General features: G+C 67.5%; 1 protein-coding gene and 1 pseudogene. One reads left to right on the forward strand and one right to left on the reverse strand.

Annotated elements, in window-relative coordinates:
* Positions 1–290, forward strand: a pseudogene (locus tag Y706_RS25245) (alpha/beta hydrolase); the annotation flags it as partial.
* Here the strand turns inward: Y706_RS25245 and thiC are convergent.
* The coding region (gene thiC, locus Y706_RS25250) for a phosphomethylpyrimidine synthase ThiC (RefSeq protein ID WP_043436064.1) at positions 287–1,733 on the reverse strand (1,447 nt) is incomplete at its 5' end. The pseudogene Y706_RS25245 and the gene thiC overlap by 4 nt on opposite strands.

The raw sequence follows: 1,733 nt of genomic DNA on the forward strand, positions 1-1,733 counted from the left end.
ACGCCCCCGGGGCCACGACGCCGGAGGCCCTCCGGGCTGCGCGCCGGCTCCGCCTGCAGGCGCCGCCGTGGGAAGCCCCGCTGCAGATCGTGCCGGGCGTGCCGACCCTGGTCCTGACCGGCGGCTGGGAACCGCTGTATGAGGAAATCGCCGGTTACCTGCGCGAGACCGGCGCCCTGCACCGCACGGCACCAGGAGGGCACCGGCCCCAGGATTCAGCCGAAGGGGACCGGGCCATCCGCTCCTACATCGCCGAAGTCAGCCGGCACCAGCACGCCCGGGCCTCCTAGGAAGCTGCGGGTCCCCCCACCGAGGGCTGCGGCAGGTAGACCTTGCCGCCCGAGGCGAGGAACTCGTTGCTCTTCGCCCGCATTCCGGCCGCCATCTGCGCCAGGGCCGCCTGCGAATCAGCTGAACCGTATTCGTCCCGGATGTCCTGGCTGATCCGCATGGAGCAGAACTTCGGACCGCACATCGAGCAGAAGTGGGCTGTCTTGGCCGGCTCCGCGGGAAGCGTCTCATCGTGGAAAGCCTCGGCCGTGACCGGGTCCAGGGACAGCGCGAACTGGTCCCGCCAGCGGAACTCGAACCTTGCCTTGGACAGGGCATCGTCGCGTTCGTGGGCGCCCGGGTGGCCCTTGGCGAGATCCGCGGCATGGGCCGCGATCTTGTAAGTGATCACGCCCGTCTTCACATCGTCCTTGTTCGGCAGCCCGAGGTGTTCCTTGGGCGTGACGTAGCAGAGCATCGCGGTGCCATAGCGGGCGATCTCGGTGGCGCCGATCGCCGAGGTGATGTGGTCATAGCCCGGTGCTATGTCCGTGACGAGCGGCCCGAGTGTGTAAAACGGGGCGCCCTTGCAGAGTTCCTGCTGGCGCTCCACGTTTTCCCGGACGAGGTGGAAGGGCACGTGCCCGGGGCCCTCCACCATGACCTGCACGTCGAAATCCCAGGCCCGCTGCGTGAGCTCGGCCAGGGTGTCCAGTTCGGCGAACTGTGCCGCGTCGTTGGCATCCGCCGTCGCGCCGGGCCGCAGCCCGTCGCCCAGGGAAAAGGCGACGTCGTAGCGTGCGAAGATCTCGCACAGCTCGTCGAAGTGGGTGTAGAGGAAGTTCTCCCGGTGGTGCGCCAGGCACCAGCCGGCCATGATGGAACCGCCGCGGGACACGATGCCGGTGACCCGGTTGGCCGTCAGCGGCACATACCGCAGCAGCACGCCGGCGTGGATGGTCATGTAATCCACGCCCTGCTCGCACTGTTCGATCACGGTGTCCCGGAAGATCTCCCAGGTCAGGGCGTTTGCCTCACCGTTGACCTTCTCCAGTGCCTGGTAGATCGGGACCGTTCCGATGGGGACGGGGGAGTTGCGGATGATCCACTCGCGCGTGGTGTGGATGTCGTCCCCGGTGGAGAGGTCCATGACGGTGTCCGCGCCCCACTGCGTGGCCCACTGGAGTTTGTCGACCTCCTCGGCGATGGAGCTGGTCACGGCGGAGTTGCCGATATTGGCGTTGATTTTCACCAGGAACGCCTTGCCGATGATCATCGGCTCGGATTCGGGATGGTTGACGTTGTTGGGAATGATCGCGCGGCCCGCGGCCACCTCGCTGCGCACCAGCTCCACATCGCAGTTCTCGCGCAGCGCGACGAACCGCATTTCCTGGGTGATGACACCGTCCCGGGCGTAGCGCATCTGCGTGACGGTCCTGCCCTCAACGGCCCGGCGCGGCACC

The sequence above is a fragment of the Arthrobacter sp. I3 genome (assembly GCF_000520575.1).
Lineage (GTDB): Bacteria > Actinomycetota > Actinomycetes > Actinomycetales > Micrococcaceae > Arthrobacter > Arthrobacter humicola_A.